This window comes from Pseudomonas taeanensis MS-3 (assembly GCF_000498575.2).
GTDB lineage: Bacteria > Pseudomonadota > Gammaproteobacteria > Pseudomonadales > Pseudomonadaceae > Aquipseudomonas > Aquipseudomonas taeanensis.
Genome location: NZ_AWSQ01000001.1, coordinates 1,455,587 through 1,476,798 on the forward strand (window position 1 = coordinate 1,455,587; position 21,212 = coordinate 1,476,798).

Below are 21,212 nucleotides of genomic sequence, written 5' to 3' on the forward strand. Positions count from 1 at the left end.
GGGTTGCTGTGGCTCGGGGTCTGCCAACGTGCCTAGATCGTCCACTGGAATGGTCGGCCTATGGAATATCATATTATGGTATTCCAAGATATCTGCAAGTCTTGCGTGACTGCTGGGTCGTGACGCGCGGATTGAATCGACTGATGGTCGTGGGCGGTTCGCCACGCGAGTGGTGCATGCACTGGCTTGAGCGTGGGGCCCTGACTGCGGTTGGGGTTGCGGCTGAGATAGCGGAGCGGGGCGTGCGGGGAGGGTGTTGCGGGTAACGCGAGGATGCGGGGATGCCGGAGGGACGTGGTCCCCCCTGCTGGTGGGATTACTCGCCGAAGCTGAGGGTTTCCACGACTTCCAGGTCATAGCCGGTGAGGCCGGCGTATTTCAGCGGGGCGCCGAGGTGGCGCAGCTTGCCGACGCCTAGATCCTTGAGGATCTGCGCGCCGGTGCCGACCTCGGAGTAGATGCGCGACTGCGAACGGTTGAACTGCTGGCGCGGCTGGGTCAGTTGCGGCACGCGTTCGAGCAGGGCCTGGGACGACTCGTTGTTGGCCAGCACCACGACCACGCCGCGGCCTTCTTCGGCGACCTTCTGCAGCGCCGCCCACAGTGTCCAGTTCTGCGGGCCGGTGTACTCGGCGCCGACCAGGTCGCGCAGCGGGTCGATCACGTGGACGCGGACCAGGGTCGGCTCGTCGCGCTTGATCTCGCCCATCACCATGGCCATGTGCACGCCGCCTTCGATGCGGTCCTCGTAGGTGATCAGGCGGAAGTCGCCGTGCACGGTGGGCAGCTCGCGCTCGCCGATGCGGGTCACCGTGTGTTCGGTGCTCAGGCGATAGTGGATCAGGTCGGCGATGGTGCCGATCTTGATCCCGTGCTGGGCCGCGAAGCTTTCCAGGTCGGGGCGGCGGGCCATGCTGCCGTCCTCGTTCATCACCTCGACTATCACCGCCGCCGGGCTGTAGCCGGCCAGGCGCGCCAGGTCGCAACCGGCTTCGGTGTGCCCGGCGCGGTTGAGCACGCCGCCGTCGCGGGCGCGCAGGGGGAAGATATGTCCCGGCTGCACCAGGTCTTCGGCCTTGGCGTCTGCCGCCACGGCGGCCAGCACGGTGCGCGCGCGGTCGGCGGCGGAGATGCCGGTGGTCACGCCAGTGGCGGCCTCGATGGAGATGGTGAAGGCGGTGGAGAAGGCGCTGCCGTTGCTCGGCACCATCTGCTCCAGGCCGAGGCGCTGGCAGTGCTCGTCGGTCAGGGTCAGGCAGATCAGGCCGCGTGCTTCGCGGGCCATGAAGTTGATCGCGGCCGGTGTGCAGGCTTCCGCGGCCAGCAGCAGGTCGCCCTCGTTCTCGCGGTCTTCGTCGTCGACCAGCAGGACCATCTTGCCCTGGCGGAAGTCTTCGATGATTTCTTCGATGCTGTTGAATGGCATGCCAGTGCTCTCACTGTTAGCGATGGGTAGCGGTTGCTTGGAAACTTTTATGGTATACCATAATACGAATAACTGACGAGTAACGGAGCGAGCGATGAAAGCCTATTGGATTGCCCATGTCGAGGTCACTGATCCCGAGCAGTACGGCGAATACACCCGGCGGGCGCCAGCGGCGTTCGCCAAGTATGGCGGCACCTTCCTCGCCCGTGGCGGTCGCGCGCAGGCCATGGAAGGTCGGGCTACGCCGCCGCGCAACGTGGTGATCGAGTTCGACTCCTACGAGCAGGCGCTGGCCTGTTACAACTCGGCGGAGTACCAGGACGCCTGCGGCCACCGGCAGGGCGCGGCTATTGCCGAAGTGATCATAGTCGAAGGTTGCGCGCCCTGAGCGGAGTCGGTTGGGCTATGCCCCAGTCATGTGTTGGTCGCTGCACCGTGTCTGTAGGAGCCAGCCTGCTATGGTTCGGCACACCGACGATGCTGGTGCCGCGCTTGATCGCCAGCAAGCTGGCTCCTACGAAGGCGTCGGCGCGGTGCAGGCTTAGCGGATGAAATGCACCTTGCCGGTGTCGTCATTGCCGATATAAATGCCGTAGACCCCGGCCTGGCGCTCTTCGATATAGCGTTCGAGAATCTGCCGGATAGCCGGGTAATACATGCTCTCCCAGGGAATCTCCTCGGGCGCGAAGAAACGGTAGTCGAGGGTCTCCGGGCCGAAACTGCCGGTCACTTCGATCGCCACCGCGCGGAAGATGATGTACACCTCGCTGATCTTCGGCACGCTGAAGATCGAGTAGGGCGAGACGATATCGGCGCGTACCCCGGTTTCCTCCCACACCTCGCGCAAGGCCGCCTGCTCGGTGGTTTCGCCGCTCTCCATGAAGCCGGCCGGCAGGGTCCAGGTGCCGGGGCGCGGCTCGATGGCGCGCTGGCACAGCAGGTACTTGCCGTCCTGCTCGATGATGCAGCCGGCGATGATCTTCGGGTTTTCGTAGTGAATGTAGTCGCAGCCCGCGCAAACCAGGCGCTGGTGGGTGTCGCCGGCCGGCACCTGACGGCTCAGGCGGTCGGCGCCGCAGTTGGGGCAGAAGCGCGGGCTGGGCATGGCGTCAGCGTCCTATGCGGGGCTCTTTGAGGGCAATCGGTGTGGCGATCTCGCGCACCGTGCCGGTCTCGTCCTGCTTGGACTTGAGGTAGTCCAGGGCCACCTTGGCGGCGGCGCGCACATGGTCGACCGAGGCCTGGTGCGCGGCGAGCGGGTCGCCGCTCTTGATCGCCTCGACGATGCGTTCCATTTCCTGATTGCTGTTGCCACGGCGATTGGCCTGCGACACCGAGGTGGCGCGCAGGTAGCTGATGCGCGCCTGCAACTGGCGCAGCTGGGTCGCGGCGATGTGGTTGCCGGAGCCTTCCAGCAGCACATTGTAGAAACCCTGCACCGAGTCGAGTACCTGTTGCAGCTCGCCTTCTTCGAGGACCTTGCGGTTTTCCTCGAGGGCGCGCTCCAGGGCGCGGATGTCCTTTGCCTTGGCGTTGAGGGTGAACAGTTGCACGATCAGGCCTTCGAGCACGCAGCGCAGCTCGTAGATATCGCAGGCGTCTGCCAGGGTGATGATGGCCACTCGCGGGCCTCTGGCATCGGCGAACTCGACCAGCCCTTCAGACTCCAGGTGGCGCAGGGCCTCGCGTACCGAGGTGCGGCTGACGCCGAGACGATCACAGAGGTCGCGCTCCACCAGGCGATCGCCGGGCAGCAGCTGGAAGTTCATGATGGCGCTGCGCAGTTTATCCAGCACGATTTCGCGCAGGGTAATGGGGTTGCGATTGACCTTGAAGCTGTCGTCGAGAGGCAAGCGTTTCATGGGGTCCGCTCTGGTTGGGCTGTCCGAAGAAAAAGCAAAAAAGCACCCCGATCAACGGACCAAGGGTGCTTCGCTCACTTTGCGCCGCCCGCTATTGAGGTTGGCCTTCGGCATCGGCTTCCGCGAAGGCTTCGCGGGCGATGCGAAAACTGTCCACGGCCGCAGGCACGCCACAGTAAATACCGACCTGAAGCAGGATCTCGCGTATCTGCTCACGGCTGAGGCCGTTGCGCAAGGCTCCACGAATATGCAGCTTCAGTTCATGCGGCCGGTTAAGTGCCGAAATCATCGCCAAGTTTATCATGCTGCGTTCCGCCAGCGACAAACCCTCCCGGCCCCAGACATGGCCCCAGCAGTACTCGGTGACCAGCTCCTGCAGCGGGCGGTTGAAGTCGTCGGCATTCTCGATCGACTTGTTGACGTAGGCCTCGCCCAGCACCTGGGTGCGGATCGCCAGGCCTTTTTCGTACTTGTCGTTGCTCATGGTCTTCTCCTTGGGTGCAGGCTTTATAGCCCGCCCATCAGGGTGTATTTGATCTCGAGGTAGTCCTCGATGCCGTACTTGGAGCCTTCGCGGCCGAGGCCGGAGGACTTGATCCCGCCGAAGGGCGCGACCTCGGTAGAGATCAGCCCTTCGTTGATGCCGACCATGCCATATTCCAGCGCCTCGCTCATGCGCCAGGCGCGGCCCAGGTCGCGGGTGTAGCAGTAGGCGGCCAGGCCGTATTCGGTGTCGTTGGCCAGTTGCACGGCCTCGGCTTCGCTGCCGAAGCGGAACACCGCGGCCAGTGGGCCGAAGGTTTCCTCGCGGGCGACCTTCATCTCCAGGGAGACGTCGGCGAGTACCGTCGGCTGGAAGAAGCCGTTACCCAGGGCATGGCGTTCGCCGCCACACAGCAGGCGCGCGCCTTTACCCAGGGCGTCCTGCACATGGTCTTCGACTTTGGCCACGGCGCGCTCGTTGATCAGCGGGCCCTGGGTCACGCCGGCGGCGAAGCCATCGCCCACCGTGAACTCGGCCACGCGCTCGGCGAGACGGCTGACGAAGGCGTCATAGATGCCGTCCTGCACCAGGAAGCGATTGACGCAGACGCAGGTCTGCCCGGCATTGCGGAACTTGGCGATCAGTGCGCCCTCGACCGCGCGCTCGAGGTCGGCGTCGTCGAAGACGATGAACGGCGCGTTACCGCCGAGTTCCAGGGAGACTTTCTTCAGGGTCGCGGCGCACTGGGCCATTAGCAGTTTGCCGATGGCGGTCGAGCCGGTGAAGGACAGCTTGCGCACGTCGGCGCTGGCGGTCAGCTCGCCGCCGATGGCCACCGCGTCGCCGGTGATCACGTTGAAAATGCCCGCCGGGATGCCGGCCTGTTCCGCCAGTGCGGCCATGGCCAGGGCGGAGAACGGCGTTTCCGGCGCCGGCTTGACGATGCACGGGCAACCGGCGGCCAGGGCCGGACCAGCCTTGCGGGTGATCATCGCGGCGGGGAAGTTCCACGGTGTGATGGCGGCCACTACGCCGATTGGCTCCTTGCTCACGACGATACGCGCGTCGCCCTTGTGGCTGGGGATGGTGTCGCCGTAGATGCGCTTGGCTTCTTCGGCGAACCACTCGATAAAGCTGGCGGCGTAGAGGATCTCGCCCTTGGCTTCGGCCAGCGGCTTGCCCTGCTCCAGGGTGAGAATCTCGGCCAGGGCGTCGGCGTTTTCCAGCATCAGCGCATGCCAGCGCTTGAGAATGTTGCTGCGCTCCTTGGCGGTGCGTGCGCGCCAGGCCGGCCAGGCGGCAGTGGCGGCGGCTATGGCGCGCTGGGTTTCCGCTGTGCCCATGTTCGGCACTTGGCCGATTGTTGCGCCGTTGGCCGGGTTGAAGATGTCCTGGGTGCTGGCGTCCTGGGCGTCACACCATTGGCCGTCGATAAAGGCCTGTTGGCGGAACAGTTGTGCGGCTGCTGGGGTCATGTGGGCTCCGAAAATAAAAAAGGGGCCGCCACCAGCATGTGTGGCAGGCGACCCCGAAAAAGACTGTGTGGTGATCTCGCAGGCGGTTGAAAAACTACCTGCGTTGCCGATGCGTCGTTAAAAACAGGCTCAAAATGCTCATTTACAACACGTAAACTGCGCTTTTTCGCCTGTTTTCGCCTAGCCTCGGCTGCCTCGCCTACGCTTTTCAACGGCCTGCTTGCTCAGGCGATAGCGGGCAGGGCGCCCAGCTTGCCGCGGTGATAGACCATGGGCGTGACTTCGCTCTCGGGAAGAATCAGGTTCTTCACCGCGCCGACGATGATCGCGTGATCGCCGCCGTCGTATTCGCGCCACAACTCGCATTCGATGATCGCGGTGGCCTTGCTCAGCAGCGGGTTGCCGCGTTCGCTGAGGTGCCAGTCGATGCCCTTGGCCTTGTCCTTGCCCTTGCCGGCGAAGGCATAGGCTTCGGCGGTCTGCTCGGCGGACAGCAGGTGGATGGCGAACTGCTTGCTGGCGCAGAGCACCGGGTAGGAGTCCGAGGCGTAGTTGGGGCAGAACAGCACCAGTGCCGGGTCAATCGACAGAGCACTGAAGGCGCTGGCGGTGATGCCGACGATGCCGCCTGCTTCGTCGAGGCAGGTGATTACCGTGACCCCCGAGGGAAACGAGCCCATCACCTCTTTGTAAATGCCTGGTTCGATCATCTTTGCTACCTCTGAAATTCTCGCCGTGGGCGGCTCAACGCATGACGAAGGGGTCGGCCATCGGCTCTTGCGAGAGATTGATCCACACGGTTTTCTGTTCGGTGTAGGCCAGTACCGAGTCGATGCCGCTCTCGCGACCGTAGCCGCTGTTCTTGAAGCCGCCGATCGGCGCCATGGCCGAGACCGCGCGGTAGGTGTTGACCCAGATGATGCCGGAACGTACGTCGCGGGCCAGACGGTGGGCGCGGCCGAGGTCGCGGGTCCAGATGCCGGCGGCCAGGCCGAACTGCGAGTCGTTGGCGATGGCCAAAGCTTCGGCCTCGTCCTTGAAGCGGATCACCGAAGCGACCGGGCCGAAGACTTCTTCCTGCATGATCTTCATCGAGTTGCTGTCGCACTCGAACAGGGTCGGCTCGTAGTACCAGCCGTTGCCGTCGATCTCGGGGCGTTTGCCGCCCAGGCGCAGCTTCGCGCCTTCGGCCAAGGCGTCGGCGACCAGGCCTTCGACCACGGCCAGTTGCTGCGCGGTGGCCATGGGGCCCATCTCGCTGCTGTCGTCCTGCGGGTTGCCGATGCGGATGCGTTGGGCGCGGGCGACCAGGCGGTCGACGAATTCGTCGTAGATTTCGTCCTGCACCAGCAGGCGCGAGCCTGATACGCAGCTCTGCCCGGAGGCGGCATAGATGCCGGCGACCGCGCCGTTGACCGCACTGTCCAGGTCGGCGTCGGCGAAGATGATGTTCGGCGACTTGCCGCCCAGCTCCAGCGACAGCTTGGCGAAGTTCTCCGCGCTGCTGCGCACCACATGGCGGGCGGTGGCGGCGCCGCCGGTGAAGGCGATCTTGCGTATCAGTGGGTGACGAGTCAGGGCGGCGCCGGTGCTGGCGCCGTAACCGGTGATGACGTTGACCACGCCCGGCGGAATGCCGGCTTCGAGGGCCAGGCGGGCCAGCTCGAGAATGGTCGCCGAGGCGTGCTCGGACGGCTTGATGACCATGCAGTTACCGGCGGCCAGGGCCGGTGCCAGTTTGATCGCGGTCAGGTACAGCGGGCTGTTCCAGGGAATGATCGCGGCCACCACGCCCAGCGGTTCGAGCACGGTGTAGCCGAACATGTCGGTCTTATCCAGCGGCAGGGTGCCGCCTTCGAGCTTGTCGGCCAGGCCGGCGGTGTAGTGAAAGAACTCCGGCAGGTAGCTGACCTGGCCGCGGGTTTCGCGGATCAGCTTGCCGTTGTCGCGGCTTTCCAGCTGGGCCAGCTGTTCCTTGTTCTCGGCGATCAGGTCACCCAGGCGGCGCAGCAGCTTGCCCCGGGCGGTGGCAGTGAGGCCGCGCCAGGCTGGGCTTTCAAAGGCTTTTTGCGCGGATTGAACCGCGCGCTCGACGTCGGCTTCGTCGGCATCGGGCAGCTCTGCCCAGGGCTCGGCGAGTGCCGGGTTGAGGCTGTGGAAGGTGTTGCCGGAAAGGGCATCGACCCACTGGCCGTCGATGCACATCTGAAAGCGGGTGAGTGTCATGCAACGATCCCCTTTGCTGGGTTCTCTGAGGTCTGGGCGCGGTTGAGGAAGTCGAGCAGCACCTGATTGACCAGGCGCGGCGACTCCACCGGCATCATATGCCGCTGCTCGGCGAGCACGGCAACCTGCGCACCGGGAATGAGTTCGGCCAGCTCTTTGGCCATTTGCGGGGTCGAGCCGGGGTCCAGCTCGCCGGTGCTGATCAGGGTCGGCACACGGATGCTGTCCAGCTGATCCACCTGGTACATGTCCTGGGTGGCGAACAGTTCGTAGGTGGTCAGGTAGCCCTCGGGATCGTTGCTGGCCAGGGTCTGACGTAGCGCGGCGATCTGCGCTGGGTTGGCGGCCTGGTATTCGTGGCTGAACCAGCGCGTCAAGGCCGCTTCGGCGTTGGCGTTGGGTCCGTACTGGGCGACCTGGCGAGTCCGCTCGATCACCGCGGCGCGTTGTTCCGGGCTGCGATTGAATACGCTGTTGAGCACCACCAGGCCCTGGGTGTGCTGCGGATAGTGCAGGGCAAAGGCCCGCGCTATCAGGCCGCCCATCGAGAAGCCGATGATGGTGGCCTGCGGCAGATGCAGGTGTTCGAGCAGTTCACGCAACTGCTCGGCATAGCCGAGCAAGTCGGTGCCGGTTGCCGGGCGCGGGCTGGCGCCGTGACCGAGCATGTCGTAGGCGATGACCCGGTAGTGCGGAGCAAGACCGACGATCTGGCCGCCCCACATCTCTTTATTCAGGCCGACGCCATGGATCAGGACCACGGGTTGGCCCTGGCCGGTCGCCAGGTAACTGGTGCCGGCGGGGGTGCGTTCAGCGGTGAGTAACATCATGGCTTGCTCCTGCACTGACCGGGGTTTACTGAGCCTGCTCGGCGGCCAGCTCTTCCAGGTCGATGTAACGGCTGCCGATGCGCGGGTGCAGGCGGCCACCGTCGGAGGCGCCCAGGACCACGACGATTTCGTCGGCACGCGGGGCGTCTTCGATGTGCATTTCCAGGGTGACGTAGTGCGAGCGCGCGCCTTCGTCATCCTTATGCATCATCGGCACCTGGATCGAGGTGCCCGGACCGCCGCGCTTGTTGGTGAAGCTCAGGTAGCTCTTGGCGTTCACCGCCTGGCGATAATGGTTGCCGAAGCGCAGGTTGTGGATCACCGCGGAAGCGTGTTCGATCTCGCCGTCGGCACCGACCACGGCGGCCTTGCCATAGGCTTCGATCTTGTCTGCGCCACCAATGGCGTCGATCAGGCGCTTGACCATCAGCTCGCCCAGTTCGGAGGCGTGGGGGTTGAGCTCCGAGCGGATGTCTTCGACGAAGCCGCGGCCAGCCCAGGGATTTTTCATTACTACGGCCAGACCTACCATGGTCACCGGCTTGTCAGTCGCCTTGCCGCCTTCGATAAGGGTTTCTTCCACGTAGCTGACGATCTTGCGTATTTCAAAACTCATGAGGCTCTCCTGAATGGATGAGGCAGTGTGAAGCGCATCGCGCTGGCCTGGTATCATGGTATACCATAATACGACTCGTGCAAGTCAAGCTTTTCAAGCACGCCGCTGGTCGGCCTCAAGGCTTGAGGCTCTAGGCCTGCGAAGGTCGCACCGGGTTACCGACTAGCGGGCTTTGCTTCCGTGTTTAGGTTTATGGTATACCGTAATACAAGCAAATGCTGCTGCCCATTCCAGGTTGGTTGACGGGCGGTTGCAGCCCTAGGTCGCAGGCTCGTATTAGAGTCTCCGGCAGCTACTAGGTGCAGGCAGGGCGGGGTGCCCGGCATTGGCGATGAACACTACTTTGTGTGCCCACTACAAAAATAAGGAGGAGACGCGCCCGTGAGCGAACATCCTATGCAAGGCTCCCAGCGTCTGTTCGCAGGCGTTAACCCGACGATGGCCATCTCATCCCTGGTGATGGTGGTGGGGTTCGTGCTGTTCACCGTGCTCTTCGGTGAGCTCGCCAATGGCCTGTACACCGGCATCAAGCAGTGGATCGAAGGCTCCCTGGGTTGGTATTACGTGGCGGTTGTCAGCAGCGTGTTGTTCTTCACCTTCTGGGTGGGGCTCAGCCGTTTCGGCAACCTGCGCCTGGGTCGTGACGATGAGCGTCCCGAGTTCAGCAACTTCTCCTGGTTTGCCATGCTGTTCAGTGCCGCGGTCGGTACCGGCCTGCTGTTCTGGAGCATTGCCGAGCCGCTGATGCACATGCAGGGCAACCCTTTCATGGACATGGCCGGGGTGGCTGCCAACAGCCCGGAAGCGGCGCAGATTGCCTTGCGCGTGACCATGTTCCACTGGGGGCTGCACGGCTGGAGCATCTACATCATCGTCGGCCTGATCCTGGCCTATTTCGCCTACCGTCGCGGCTTGCCGCTGACTATCCGTTCGGCGCTCTATCCGCTGATCGGCGAGCGCATTTATGGACCGATCGGCCATGCCGTCGACCTGCTGGCGATCTTCAGCACCCTGTTCGGCACCGCCACTACCCTGGGCCTGGGCGTGTCGCAGATGAATGCCGGGTTGAACTATATGTTCGGCATCGAGATATCCACCACTAACCAGTTGATCCTGATCTCTGGCACGGCGGTGGTTGCCACCCTGTCGGCGGTGTCGGGTGTGCGCAAGGGCATCCTCTGGCTCAGCGAGTGGAACATTCGCCTGAGCGGCATCCTCTTCCTGTTCCTCCTGCTGGCCGGGCCGACCGTGTTCCTTCTCGGCTTGTACGCCACCAGCATCGGCGACTACCTGGCCACGTTCATTCCGATGGGCATGTGGACCGACTCCAACCCCGAGCGTCAGTGGCAGGGCTGGTGGACCATCTTCTATTGGGGCTGGTGGCTGTCCTGGGGCCCGTTCGTTGGCATGTTCATCGCGCGTATCTCCCGTGGCCGCACCGTACGCCAGGTAGTGCTGGGCGGCATGCTCGCCGCGACTCTGGGCGCGTTCCTGTGGATCGTGATCATGGGCGGTACCGGGGTTTACCTGCAGCTGGCCGGCGTCATCGACCTGAATGCCGTGGCCAACTCTGATGTCACCATGGTGTTGTACAAGACCATCGAAGGCCTGAACGTGCAGTGGGCAACCATGGCCATGGCCGGCCTGGCGACCCTGATGATCGTCAGCTGGTTCGTCACCTCGGCCGACTCGGCCACTCTGGTGATCTGCACCATCCTGTCGATGGGCGATCAGAACCCGCCGCAGCGCTTCCGCATCATCTGGGGCCTGGGGCTCGGCGCGCTGGCCGGCGTGTTGCTGCTGGCCGGTGGGCTGAAAGGCTTGCAGGCGGCTACTATCGCCGCAGCGCTGCCGTTCTCCGTGGTGCTACTGGTGATCTGTTACAGCCTGGTGCGCGCCCTGCACCAGGAAGAGGGCGAGCGCCTGGGTATAGAAAGCGCTCAACGAGCGTAAGCCCAAGGTTGTCGTAGCGACTCACCAGCGCTGCGGCTTCGCCCCCTTAGTTACCGCCGCCCATTGGGCGGCGGTTGCGTTTCTGGCTTGCGGGTGTGGTCAGATGGCAGATCGCTCTAGGACGGTGCTGCACCGGGCTCCTGCTCGCGGCGTAGCAGCGCGGCCTTGCGCTCCACGCCCCAGCGGTAGCCACCCAGGGCACCGTTGGCGGCGACCACCCGGTGGCAGGGTATCAGCAGGCCCAGCGGGTTGCTGGCGCAGGCGCGGGCCACCGCACGTGGGTGGCTGCCGATGCTGGCGGCCAGTTCGCCGTAGCGCCGGGTCTGGCCCACCGGGATCTGCCGCAAGGCGCGCCACACCTGTTGCTGGAAGGCCGTACCGCGCAGGTCCAGCGGCAGTTGCGCGGCGCGTTGCGGCTCCTCGATCTGGGCGACCACCTGCTGCAGCCAGTCACCCAGCTCGGCATCGTCACGTTGCAACTGGGCGGCGGCGAAGCGTTGCTGCAGTTCGTCTTCGAGCTGCTCGACAGCGTCGCCGAACAGCAGGGCGCAGACGCCTCTGGCGCTGCTGGCCAGCAGCAGTTGACCCAATGGGCAGGCGGCGATGGTGTAGCGCAGTACTTCACCGGCCGCTTGCTGGCGGCGCTGCGTAGGTGTCAACGCATCATTGTGCTCATACAGCGCGCGGGTGCCGGAATAGCCGGCGGCCAGTGCGGCATCCAGCACCGAGCCTGCCTGGGGCAGCTGCGTTTCCAACTGCGCGCGGCGCTGGGCGCTGACCCAGGCTTTCGGCGTCAATCCGGTGCGGGCCTTGAAGGCGCGCACCAGGTGCGAGGGCGACAGGCCGATGCGCGCGGCAAGTTGTTCCAGGGTTGGTGTCGGTTGCAGTTCGGCGAGCAGGCGGCAGGCGGCCGTCACCAGTTGGTCGAGCTGCTCGGCCGGGCTGGCGCCCTGCGGCGAACAACGCTTGCAGGCGCGAAAGCCCGCGCTCTCGGCGCTGGCGGGACAGGGATGAAAACTGACGTTGTGGCGCAGCGGCCGGCGCGCCGGACAGCTCGGCCGGCAATAGATGCCGGTGGAGCGGACGGCGAAGACGAACTGGCCATCGCGCGCGGCGTCGCGGGCGCAGACGGCTTGCCAGCAGAGGTCGGGATCGAGCATGGCGCGGCTCCGGTGGACGATAAGTCGATTGTCGGCGCTTGCGCCGGCGACGCCAATCCGAATCGCGCTTTCAAACTGGCCGGTCCTGCAACGCAAGGTTCGGCAGGCGCCGAATACCTTGCGAGTGCAACGGTTGTCAGGGTGGGTTATTGCCAGTCGAGGGTCAGGGCTTCCTGCCAGGCGAAGCGCTCGAAGTGGTTGGCGACCACCTGCTTGAGTTTATCCAGGTCGTCCCGGTTGGCACTCTCCACGCTTAGGCGCAGGCCAGTCGGTTCCGCGTGCAGGAGCGACAGGCCGAAGGCGAATTCGATACGGCCCTGCTGCTCGTCGAAAGTGACGGGAATCTTGTGGGCGAAGTGTTTGCACAGACGGCCGATATAGCGCGCGGGTGTTGCCGTGGGCACAAAGGCGTTAGCGGTCAGGGTCATGTCGTCTCCAATGTTTGGAAATTGCGGGGAAGTGATCGTGAAAGAACTCGCTCAAGGTGCGTTGCGGGAAAGCCGCTGGGCCGCACCTGCGCAGCTGTGCGCCGCTTCAGTAAGCGACGGTAAAGCGCTGGCGGATATGCTGCGGATTTTCCAGCTCATCGATGATCGCCACCGCCAGATCGGTCACGGCGATTCCTGCGGGCGCTTCACCGGACATCAGCAGTTGATCGCCACCGAGGCGGAACTGTCCGGTGCGTTTGCCTGGATGAAGGTGCGCCGGCGGCGAGATGAAGCTCCAGTCCAGCGCCGTTTCGCTCTGGATCAGTTGCAGCGCCTGGCGTGCGCCTTCTGCACCTTCTTTGTAGTCGGCGGGGAAGTCCGCAGTGTCGAGCAGTTGCAGGCCGGGCGCGACGTAAAGGCTGCCGGCACCACCGACCACCAGCAGGCGTTTGACTGCGGCCTGTTTGACCGCCGCGTAAATGGCTTGGGTGCCCTGGACAAAGCGCTGACGAATATCGGCTGTGCCCCAGCCCGGGTTGAAGGCATGAATGACCGCGTCGTGCTCAGCCAGTTGGCCGCTGAGCGCCTCGGCATCGTAGGCGTCTGCGGCTACGGCGGTCAGTGTCGGCTGTGGCAGCAGTTTTTCCGGGTGACGGACGATACCGGTGACCCGATGGCCGCGGTTCAAGGCTTCTTGCAGGACGGCGCTGCCGACGAAACCGCTGGCGCCTATCAGGGCAATTTTCATGGGTGTCTCCAGGTGAGCGATTGGTGGGACATATAATTGCAGCTGGATAAAGGCCGGAAAAATAGGCTAAAAAGGCTTTCACTATTAAGTAGGGCTTACTAATGGAGCAGCTCAAGCGCATGGCGGTCTTCGCCACCGTGGTCGATCGCGGCTCCATGGTCGCGGCCGCCGAGGTTCTCGGCATGACGCCGTCGGCGGTCAGTCAGCAGATCCGCAAGCTGGAAGACAGCACCCAGGTCAGCCTGTTGCATCGCACCACGCGCAAACTGACCCTGACCGAGGCCGGGGCTGTCTTCTACCAAAGCTGCGCCCAGGTGCTGGCATTGGCTGAGCAGGCCGAGCAGCGCCTGGCCGAACTGCGCGACGCGCCGGTGGGCGAGTTACGCATCGCCGCCCCCGTTGGGTTTTCCGGGCGCCCGATCTGTGCGGCTCTGGCACCGCTGCTGCAGGCGCACAGGGGACTGAGTCTGCAGCTGTTCTTCCAGGACGAGCAGATCGACTTGATCGAGCAGCGCATCGATCTGGCGATCCGGGTTGGCAAGCTCGAGGACTCCAGCCTGGTGGCGCGGCATATCGGCGAGACGCGCATGCTGCTGTGCGCTGCGCCCAGTTACCTGGCGCAGCGCCGGCCTATCAGTCATCCGCAAGACTTGATCGGCCTGGACTGGCTGACGATGAATGGCGAGCTGTCGCACAAGTTACTGACCCTGCATGGCCCGGATGGCGATGTGCAGCGCCTGCGCATCGAGAGTCGGGTGGGGTGCAACAACATCGTGGCCTTGCGCAACTTCACTCTGGGCGGCATGGGCGTCTCCCTGCAGCCCGCGCATGAGGTGCGCGAAGAACTGGCCACGGGCGATCTGCGCGAGCTGCTCGCCGACTGGCAATTGCCGGCATTCGGTATCTATATTGTGACCCCGCGACGTGACGCCCAGCCGGCCAAGGTGCGCTATGCCATCGAGGCATTACGGCAACATTTGTCCATGCGATAGCGACACTAAACGCTGCAATGGTCGGTATAGGCTGGGCGCTGCCGGAGGATTGCCGTATAACGGGCTGCTTACGCGCAATAGGCAACACAGGACCCCTAGTTAAAGCTGATGAAGACGCCAAAACGCATTGAACCCCTGGTCGAGGCTGGTCTGGTCGACGAGGTGATACGCCCGCTGATGAGCGGTAAGGAAGCCGAGGTATTTGTAGTGCGCTGCGGTACTGAGCTGCGCTGCGCCAAGGTCTACAAAGAAGCCAACAAGCGTAGCTTCCGCCAGGCCGCGGTCTACCAGGAAGGCCGCAAGGTGCGTAACAGCCGTGACGCACGGGCCATGACCAAGGGCACCAAGTACGGGCGCAAGGGTCAGGAAGACTCCTGGCAGAACGCCGAAGTGGCGGCCCTGTTCCATCTGGCCGGTGCCGGGGTGCGGGTGCCCAAGCCATATGACTTCCTCGAAGGCGTATTGCTGATGGAGTTGGTCACCGACGAGGAGGGCGATGCGGCACCGCGCCTGAATGACGTCGACCTGCACCCGGAGGATGCTCGCGAGTTCCACGCCTTCATGATCGAGGAAGTGGTGAAGATGCTCTGCGCCGGCCTGGTGCATGGCGACTTGTCCGAGTTCAACGTGTTGCTCGGCCCCGAGGGCCCGGTGATCATCGACCTGCCGCAGGCGGTGGATGCGGCCGGTAACAACCATGCGTTCACGATGCTTGAACGCGACGTCGGCAATATGTCCGCCTACTTCGGTCAGTTCGCCCCGGAGCTGAAATACAGCAAGTACGCCAAGGAAATGTGGGCGCTGTATGAGGAAGGCAAGCTGACCCCGGCGAGCAAGTTGACCGGTGAATTCGCCGACCCGGAAGAGGACGCGGATGTCGATGCGGTGCTCAATGAAATCAAGGCGGCCCTGGCCGATGAGGCGCGCCGCCAGGCCTTGCTGAATGCCGAGGACGCGCCCAAGGGCGAAGAGCCGCCACCGCCCTGGATGCAATAGCCAGTAGCAAGCAAAGGTGGGCCTCGGCCCGCCTTTTTTGTTTGCGTCTTATGGTGCTGTAGTCGCGCTGTAGTAGCGCGGCAGACCCGGCCTACAGCCGTGCGGTCTGGAAGGTATCGCAGCGGCTCACTTGACCCTGTTCGAAACCCGCCTTGAACCAGCGCACGCGCTGCGCCGAGGTGCCGTGGGTGAAAGAGTCCGGCACCACCTGGCCGCGAGCCTGTTTCTGCAGGCGGTCATCGCCGATGGCATTGGCGGCATTCAAGGCTTCTTCCAGATCGCCACTCTCCAGCCAGTCCAGACGGCGCTGGGCGTGATGCGCCCAGACTCCGGCCAGGCAGTCGGCCTGTAACTCCTGGCGCACCAGCAAGCCGTTATCGCCTTCCAGTCGTTCGCCGCGCTGCCGCGCGGCATTGACCTTGGCCGAGACGCCGAGCAGGGTCTGTACGTGGTGGCCGACTTCGTGGGCGATCACATAAGCCTGGGCAAAATCGCCAGCCGCGGAGAAACGCTGCTCCAGCTCGCGGAAGAACGCCAGGTCGAGATAGACCCGCTGATCGCCAGGACAGTAGAAGGGGCCGACTGCCGAGTTGGCGAAGCCGCAGGCGGAATCGACCCCGCCGCGAAACAACACCAGAGTCGGGTCGCGGTAGTGGCGGTTGGCGCTCTGGAAAATCGCGCGCCAGGTGTCTTCGGTGTCGCCGAGGATGGCGCGGACGAACTCCGACTGTTCATCATTGGTCGGCGGTGCGCTGTTCTGCGGCTGGTCTAGCGAGCTGCTCTGGGTCGCCTGGCCGGCCAGCTGACCGAGGATCTGCAGCGGGTCCTGGCCCATCAGCAGGCCGATCACCACCACCGCAGCGATACCGCCGAGACTCAAACCCTTGCCGCCAGCGAAGCGTCGGCCGCCGCCACTGCTGCGCGCATCCACTACGTTGTCACTGCGTCGTGCCCGTTTCCAGCGCATGGTTTGATTCCTTCTGTCAGGCCAGCGATTGAGTGTCGTCGCTCTGCTGCGCCACGGCCAGTCCGGTCGTCAGCTCGGGAGTGATCAGTTAGCCGGATAGTCGGCCAGCACTTGCTCGTCGCCATTCGGGCCGAGGCCGATGACCTGGTAGGCATCGCGAATGTCGCCGCGCTCCATGCCGGGCGAGCCGGTCGGCATGCCCGGCACAGCGGCGCCGAGCAGGTCCGGTTGCTGGCGCAGCTTGAGGATGTCGGCGGCCGGTACGTGGCCCTCGACGAAGCGGCCGTCGATCACCCCGGTATGACAGGAGGCCAAACGTGGCGGCACTCCGAGGCGCTGTTTGAGCGCCGGCATATCGGCTTCGAGGTGGTCGTTGACGCTGAAGCCATTGTCTTGCAAGTGGCTGATCCAGGCCTTGCAACAGCCGCAGTTGGGGTCGCGATAGACGTCGATGGTCAGTGGTTCGGCGGCATGAAGCAGGCCGGCGAAGAGTCCGCCGAGCAGGAAAAACAGGCGCATTAGAGAGGCTCTCGCTAGAGGTGTTGCCGCGAGCATAGCGTCGCTGCACAGCCAATCCAATTCATCGAGTGTTTCCGGATACGCGAGCGGCGGCCTATGCTGGCCTGATCGCACTACGGGAAGGAAGCTGTCGATGCTGCTTGCACGCGTCATTCTGGTCATCCAGCTGCTGGCCCTGGCTGGCCTGGGCCTGGTTTATTTCATTCGCCCGCACGAGATGAGCAACCTTAGCGGCATGCTGCTGATGGCGCCGGCTGCGGCGACCGATGTGCGCGCCTATTACGGGGGGCTGCAGCTGGGGTTGGCGGCTTTCCTGGGCTTGGCGCTGATTCGTCTCGACCTGACCCACGCGGCGCTGACCCTGCTGGTACTGCTCTACAGCGCTATGGCGTTGGCGCGGATCGGCGGCCTGTGGCTGGACGGCGGCGCCCAGCAGACCTTCAATCTGGTGGCGCTGTTGCTCGAAGTGGTCTCCGCCGGGCTGGCCTTCTGGGCGTTGCGCGGCTTGTCGCAGCCAGTGTTCGATGCCGATTGATGCGACCTGGATCGACGCGCTTGAGTGTGAGAGCCGCTAGGGTGCGGCCCGCAACCAAGACGCCGAGTGCGCGTCTGCACATTCCCTCGAACCTCTGCGCCGATGCACCGGTAAGGATACGTAATGCTTGAACTCGCGGCGGCGTTCATCTGCCTGACCACGCTGATGACTTACGTCAGCTATCGCTTCACCAATCTACCGCCGGCGATCGGGGTCATGGCGACTGCCTTGATCTTCTCGCTGGTGCTGCATGGGGTGACCCTCGCAGGCTACCCGGTGCTTGAGGATCAGGTCGGCGACCTGATTCGGCAGATGTCATTCCAGAGCCTGTTGATGGACTGGATGCTGTCGTTCCTGCTGTTCGCCGGTGCCCTACACGTCAAGCTCGGCGACCTGCACAGCTATAAGTGGCCGATCGGCTTGCTGGCGACAGTCGGCGTGCTGCTCTCGACTCTGATGATTGCAGGCATGGCCTACTGGATGTTGGGGCTGTTTGGTTGGTCGGTGAGTTTCCTCTATTGCCTGCTGTTCGGTGCGCTTATCTCGCCGACCGATCCGATTGCGGTGCTCGGCATCCTGCGCAGCGCGGGGGCGCCCAAGCCGCTGGAAACCACCATAGTCGGTGAGTCGCTGTTCAACGACGGCACCGCCGTGGTGCTGTTCACCGTGCTGCTGACCATCGCCCTGCAAGGCCAGGCGCCGACGACCCTGGGCATCGTCGAACTGTTCGCCACCGAGGCGCTGGGCGGCATCGTCCTGGGCTTGCTGCTGGGGTTCGGGGTGTACCTGATGATGCGTTCGATCGACCAGTACCAGGTCGAGGTCATGTTGTCGCTGGCCCTGGTCATCGGCGGCTCGGCGCTGGCGGCGGGCGCGCATGTCTCGGCACCGATCGCCATGGTGGTGGCCGGGTTGATCATCGGCAACCAGGGGCGCAGTCATGGCATGTCCGACCAGACGCGGCTGTATGTCGACAAGTTCTGGGAATTGATCGACGAGATGCTCAACGCCTTCCTGTTCGCCTTGATGGGCCTGGAAATCCTGCTGCTGCCGTTCTCCTGGCTGAATGTCGCCGCTGGAGCGGTGATGGCCCTGCTGGTGCTGGGCTCGCGCATCGTCACCATCGCCCCGGCCATCCTGTTTCTGCGCCGCAGCGTGGCCGGACGCGAAGCGATACCCAAGGGCGCTATCCGCATCCTCTCCTGGGGTGGCCTGCGCGGCGGTATCTCGGTGGCCCTGGCGCTTTCCCTGCCAGCGGGCGCGGAGCGTGACCTGCTGCTGAGCATCACCTACGTCATCGTGCTCGGCTCGATCCTGATCCAGGGCCTGACGATTGGGCCGCTGGTGAAGCGAATCTATGGCGACACGGTAACGTCGGATGCTGCGCCGACTCATGAGTGAGTCAGCGCTATTTGCGTTGCCGCTGTTATGGGACTGCCCGGTTTTGCACGGGAGTGGGTTTGACGGTTTCGGTCATCCCGAGCGATGAGGTGCACAACTCCACCCCGTTGCATCGCGTGACTTTGCCGCTCGCGTATTGTCAGCCGACAGTCACTGCGATCGCGATCAATAGGCCGATAAGCAGCAAGAAACCCATCAGTACAAAGCCGATAGTGCGCAGCGATTGTCTATCTTCCGAACCTAACAAGTGCATCTTGACCTCCTCGGCGAAGCCTCTTGGCTACCCCAACTCCGACGCTACTCGGCCTTTATGCAGTTGAATAACGATAAATAATTGACTTTAGTATTGGTAATTCCGATTTGAATTACGGCGAGTCCACTTCGTCGGCCTTGAGCACCAGAAGCTCGAACAATTGATGCACCTGCTTACTGCGGGGCTAGCTGCTTATGGATACTGAACTCGCGCGCACCTTTCTGACGGTCATCGCCGCAGGAAACTTCAGCAGTGCGGCATCGCGGCTGTTCGTGACGCAGTCGACCGTCAGCGCGAGAATTGCCGCCCTGGAAGAACAGTTGGGCTGCATTCTGTTTGTTCGCAATAAGGCCGGCACGGCGCTGACCCCGGCGGGTCAGCGCTTTCAATCCTATGCCGCCACACTTGTGCGCACTGTGGAGCGGGCTCGCCATGAGATAGGCGTGGCCAAGGGCTTTCGGGCATCGCTGACCATAGGCGGACGTTTCGGGCTCTGGGAAGAGCTGCTGTTCGTCTGTCTGCCGCGTATCCGCCACGCGGCACCCGATATCGCGGTACATGCCGAGATCGCTTTTGAAGATGAACTGATTCAGGGGCTGGTCGAAGGGCGCACCCACATCGGTGTGATGTACACCCCCCAGAACCGCCCTGGACTGATGGTGGAAGCGCTGCTCGAAGAGCAGTTGGTCTATGTATCATCCAGCAACGCCGAACCCCCACTCGGCGAAAACTATGTGTACATCGACTGGGGCCCAGAGTTCGCCAGCAAGCACAGCGCTGCTTTCCCAGATTTTCTCGGCCCCGGACTGAGCGCCAATATCGGTTGGCTGGGCCTCAACCACATTCTTGCCTACGGTGGCGCCGGGTACTTTCCGTTGCGCCTGGTCAGGTGTCAGCTGGCCGCTGGGCTATTGCACCGGCACCCTCAGGCGCCGGATTTTTTGCTGCCGGCTTATCTGGTCTATCCGCTGGATCCGCAGCCAGGAACAGTGGGGCTGGCCCTGCGGATTCTGCGTGAGACCACGGCAGAAATCCTGCTAGGTGCCGCAGGTGCTTAGTTGCCTCGATGGATCGAGGCGCTGCAGTTTTCAAGCAGGTGGCTTAAGGTGTGGCTGGCGGTGCATACCGCGACCCTTCGGGTCACCAGCGCGGCTGCAAGGATATCTGTCCCCGTTCCGGGCTTATCGGCGCGGGAAGGCTCCGCAGGCTGGACCCGTCGGCGTAATGGCTGTATGCCTAGGCAAGGGCCAGGAGGGCTGCGGGCCTGACCGCCCGGCTCAGCGAAGCCGGTCCTTTCATTCCGACAGATGACAGCGCCATGAACCAACTGCATACCATCGACCTGAAGCTGCTGCGGGTCTTCGAGACCATCGTCAAGCACGGCGGCTTCGCCGCGGCCCAGGCGGTGCTGAATATCGGCCAGTCGACCATCAGCGAGTACGTCAGCCAACTGGAAGGGCGCCTCGGCGTGCGTTTGTGCGAGCGCGGGCGTGGCGGCTTTCGCCTGACCGAGCAGGGCGAGGCGCTGTACCTGTCGTCCAAGCGTCTGCTGGCGGCGCTGGATGATTTTCGCTCGGACGCGGAATTGATCCGCCGCACGCTCGGCGGCTGGCTGAACCTGGGGCTGATCGACAACACCATCACCGATACCCGCTCGCCGGTGGCCGGGGCGATTCGGCGCTTCTCCGACCGCTGTCAGGACGTCTACCTGAACGTGCAGATCGGCACCCCGGCCGAGCTGGAGAAGGCGGTGCTGGAGGGCACCCTGCACCTGGCCGTGGGCCACTTCCACGCCCATGTGCCGGGCCTGCTGTACCGACCGCTGTATGACGAGGAGCAGGGGCTGTACGGCAGTGCCCTGGCCGCCGGCCGCTACCCCACGCTCGAGGCGTTGCGCGCGGCGCTGCCGAGCCTGAAGGTGGTGGCGCGGTCCTACATGCGCCGCGGCGATCTGGAGGCTCTGGGAGTCACCGAGGCAGCGGCCCTGGTGGCCAACGTCGAGGCCCAGGCGCTGCTGATCCTCAGTGGCAACTACCTGGGTTTTCTGCCAACCCACTATGCCCAGCGCTGGGTCGAGTCCGGGGCGCTGCAACGGCTGTTTCCACAGCAGATCGTGATCGCCTCACCGTTCGAGATCGTCATGCGCCGGGGACAGGATCACAGCCTGTTGGTGGAGACCATCCTCGACGACCTGCAGGCCGAGCTGGCCGGCTGAGCAGCGCGCGGCCCCGGCCGGTGCCGCGCGGATAGATCGGTAATCCCCGATCTGAACATCCGATACCCAATATTGCTTGGTTTTTCCGCGGCTCTTAACAATGGGGCGTCGTCGATTATTGCTTCG

At 63.9% G+C, this 21,212-nt stretch carries 22 protein-coding genes; 8 read left to right on the forward strand and 14 right to left on the reverse strand.

Translation table 11 applies throughout. From position 1 onward, the window contains the following. Positions 1–316 precede the first annotated feature (316 nt). On the reverse strand, positions 317–1,426 hold the full coding sequence (gene ribBA, locus TMS3_RS06285; protein ID WP_025164409.1) for a bifunctional 3,4-dihydroxy-2-butanone-4-phosphate synthase/GTP cyclohydrolase II: 1,110 nt from the start codon (positions 1,424–1,426) through the stop codon (positions 317–319). 94 nt (positions 1,427–1,520) lie between these two features. On the opposite strand from ribBA, the gene TMS3_RS06290 reads away from it, so the two are divergent. Then, positions 1,521–1,814 (forward strand): DUF1330 domain-containing protein, encoded by a 294-nt coding sequence (locus tag TMS3_RS06290; protein WP_025164410.1) that lies wholly within the window; start codon positions 1,521–1,523, stop codon positions 1,812–1,814. Between the two features lie 153 nt (positions 1,815–1,967). Here the strand turns inward: TMS3_RS06290 and TMS3_RS06295 are convergent, their stop codons facing one another. From TMS3_RS06295 to TMS3_RS06330, 8 genes are all read right to left on the reverse strand, one after another. Then, positions 1,968–2,531: an NUDIX hydrolase gene (locus tag TMS3_RS06295; protein ID WP_025164411.1), complete on the reverse strand. Its 564-nt coding sequence runs from the start codon at positions 2,529–2,531 to the stop codon at positions 1,968–1,970. Between the two features lie 4 nt (positions 2,532–2,535). Beyond that, positions 2,536–3,288: a GntR family transcriptional regulator gene (locus tag TMS3_RS06300; RefSeq protein ID WP_025164412.1), complete on the reverse strand. Its 753-nt coding sequence runs from the start codon at positions 3,286–3,288 to the stop codon at positions 2,536–2,538. A gap of 91 nt (positions 3,289–3,379) precedes the next feature. Then, entirely contained in the window at positions 3,380–3,772 is a 393-nt protein-coding gene (locus TMS3_RS06305; protein WP_025164413.1) for a carboxymuconolactone decarboxylase family protein, read from the reverse strand. 23 nt (positions 3,773–3,795) lie between these two features. Beyond that, on the reverse strand, positions 3,796–5,247 hold the full coding sequence (locus TMS3_RS06310) for an NAD-dependent succinate-semialdehyde dehydrogenase (RefSeq protein ID WP_025164414.1): 1,452 nt from the start codon (positions 5,245–5,247) through the stop codon (positions 3,796–3,798). A 224-nt stretch (positions 5,248–5,471) separates the two neighbouring features. Then, complete coding sequence (locus TMS3_RS06315; RefSeq protein ID WP_025164415.1) at positions 5,472–5,957, reverse strand: flavin reductase family protein; 486 nt, start codon at positions 5,955–5,957, stop codon at positions 5,472–5,474. A gap of 34 nt (positions 5,958–5,991) precedes the next feature. Next, positions 5,992–7,473 (reverse strand): aldehyde dehydrogenase, encoded by a 1,482-nt coding sequence (locus tag TMS3_RS06320; RefSeq protein WP_025164416.1) that lies wholly within the window; start codon positions 7,471–7,473, stop codon positions 5,992–5,994. Further along, entirely contained in the window at positions 7,470–8,303 is an 834-nt protein-coding gene (locus tag TMS3_RS06325) for an alpha/beta fold hydrolase (protein WP_025164417.1), read from the reverse strand. Before TMS3_RS06325 ends, TMS3_RS06320 begins: the two co-directional genes overlap by 4 nt. A 25-nt stretch (positions 8,304–8,328) precedes the next feature. Continuing rightward, complete coding sequence (locus TMS3_RS06330; RefSeq protein WP_025164418.1) at positions 8,329–8,919, reverse strand: amino acid synthesis family protein; 591 nt, start codon at positions 8,917–8,919, stop codon at positions 8,329–8,331. Between the two features lie 381 nt (positions 8,920–9,300). Between TMS3_RS06330 and TMS3_RS06335 the strand changes: the two genes are divergently transcribed. Further along, positions 9,301–10,872, forward strand: a complete 1,572-nt coding sequence (locus tag TMS3_RS06335) for a BCCT family transporter (protein WP_025164419.1) — start codon at positions 9,301–9,303, stop codon at positions 10,870–10,872. A gap of 116 nt (positions 10,873–10,988) precedes the next feature. Here TMS3_RS06335 and ada read toward each other — a convergent pair whose 3' ends face one another. The 3 genes from ada to TMS3_RS06350 form a co-directional block, all read right to left on the reverse strand. Beyond that, positions 10,989–12,032, reverse strand: coding sequence for a bifunctional DNA-binding transcriptional regulator/O6-methylguanine-DNA methyltransferase Ada (gene ada, locus TMS3_RS06340; RefSeq protein WP_025164420.1), 1,044 nt, complete (start codon positions 12,030–12,032; stop codon positions 10,989–10,991). 146 nt (positions 12,033–12,178) lie between these two features. Then, complete coding sequence (locus tag TMS3_RS06345) at positions 12,179–12,460, reverse strand: DUF2218 domain-containing protein (protein ID WP_025164421.1); 282 nt, start codon at positions 12,458–12,460, stop codon at positions 12,179–12,181. Positions 12,461–12,566: 106 nt separating this feature from the next. Further along, the gene (locus TMS3_RS06350; RefSeq protein ID WP_025164422.1) at positions 12,567–13,208 is read right to left on the reverse strand and encodes an NAD(P)-dependent oxidoreductase; all 642 of its coding nucleotides are present in this window, start codon (positions 13,206–13,208) and stop codon (positions 12,567–12,569) included. Positions 13,209–13,309: 101 nt separating this feature from the next. Between TMS3_RS06350 and TMS3_RS06355 the strand changes: the two genes are divergently transcribed. Further along, positions 13,310–14,200 (forward strand): LysR family transcriptional regulator, encoded by an 891-nt coding sequence (locus TMS3_RS06355; RefSeq protein ID WP_025164423.1) that lies wholly within the window; start codon positions 13,310–13,312, stop codon positions 14,198–14,200. A 108-nt stretch (positions 14,201–14,308) separates the two neighbouring features. Beyond that, on the forward strand, positions 14,309–15,196 hold the full coding sequence (locus TMS3_RS06360) for a PA4780 family RIO1-like protein kinase (RefSeq protein ID WP_025164424.1): 888 nt from the start codon (positions 14,309–14,311) through the stop codon (positions 15,194–15,196). A gap of 91 nt (positions 15,197–15,287) precedes the next feature. Here the strand turns inward: TMS3_RS06360 and ypfJ are convergent, their stop codons facing one another. Then, positions 15,288–16,163: a KPN_02809 family neutral zinc metallopeptidase gene (gene ypfJ, locus TMS3_RS06365; protein ID WP_025164425.1), complete on the reverse strand. Its 876-nt coding sequence runs from the start codon at positions 16,161–16,163 to the stop codon at positions 15,288–15,290. An 84-nt stretch (positions 16,164–16,247) separates the two neighbouring features. Then, positions 16,248–16,682: a DUF411 domain-containing protein gene (locus tag TMS3_RS06370; protein WP_025164426.1), complete on the reverse strand. Its 435-nt coding sequence runs from the start codon at positions 16,680–16,682 to the stop codon at positions 16,248–16,250. A 133-nt stretch (positions 16,683–16,815) separates the two neighbouring features. On the opposite strand from TMS3_RS06370, the gene TMS3_RS06375 reads away from it, so the two are divergent. The 4 genes from TMS3_RS06375 to TMS3_RS06390 all read left to right on the forward strand — a co-directional run bounded on the left by TMS3_RS06375 (position 16,816) and on the right by TMS3_RS06390 (position 21,086). Then, a complete protein-coding gene (locus tag TMS3_RS06375; RefSeq protein WP_025164427.1) occupies positions 16,816–17,217 on the forward strand; it encodes a DUF4345 domain-containing protein in 402 nt (133 codons plus the stop codon). Positions 17,218–17,340: 123 nt separating this feature from the next. Further along, complete coding sequence (locus tag TMS3_RS06380) at positions 17,341–18,618, forward strand: cation:proton antiporter (RefSeq protein WP_025164428.1); 1,278 nt, start codon at positions 17,341–17,343, stop codon at positions 18,616–18,618. A 447-nt stretch (positions 18,619–19,065) separates the two neighbouring features. Next, positions 19,066–19,929: a LysR family transcriptional regulator gene (locus TMS3_RS06385; RefSeq protein ID WP_025164429.1), complete on the forward strand. Its 864-nt coding sequence runs from the start codon at positions 19,066–19,068 to the stop codon at positions 19,927–19,929. A 260-nt stretch (positions 19,930–20,189) separates the two neighbouring features. Further along, complete coding sequence (locus TMS3_RS06390; RefSeq protein WP_029866153.1) at positions 20,190–21,086, forward strand: LysR family transcriptional regulator; 897 nt, start codon at positions 20,190–20,192, stop codon at positions 21,084–21,086. The last annotated feature ends 126 nt before the right edge of the window (positions 21,087–21,212 follow it).